The following is a 413-nucleotide window of genomic DNA, read 5'->3' on the forward strand; positions in this document are numbered from 1 at the left end:
ACCTGCCTCTATTCGGACATCGTGCTGCCCACCGCCACCTGGTACGAGAAGAACGACCTCAACACCAGCGACATGCACCCGTTCATCCACCCGCTTTCCACCGCGGTGGACCCGGCCTGGCAGTCGCGCAGCGACTGGGACATCTACAAGGGCTTCGCCCGCGCGGTCAGCGAACTCGCGCCCGGCCACCTGGGGGTGGAGCGCGACCTGGTGCTGAGCCCCATCGCGCACGACACGCCCGGCGAACTCGCCCAGCCCTTCGGCGTGGCCGACTGGACGCGCGGCGAATGCGATCTCATCCCTGGCAAGACCGGCCCGCAGATGAGCGTGGTGGAGCGCGACTACCCCAACCTCTACCGCCGCTTCACCGCGCTCGGGCCGCTGATGGAGAAGGTGGGCAACGGCGGCAAGGG

Annotated in this window: 1 protein-coding gene; it reads left to right on the forward strand. The window is 68.8% G+C overall.

Annotated elements, in window-relative coordinates; genetic code table 11:
* Positions 1-413: molybdopterin-dependent oxidoreductase (locus tag K9U40_RS24190; RefSeq protein ID WP_282892586.1), on the forward strand; the 413-nt coding region annotated here is incomplete at both ends.

It is taken from the genome of Xanthobacter autotrophicus, from assembly GCF_030015065.1.
Classification (GTDB): domain Bacteria; phylum Pseudomonadota; class Alphaproteobacteria; order Rhizobiales; family Xanthobacteraceae; genus Xanthobacter; species Xanthobacter autotrophicus_D.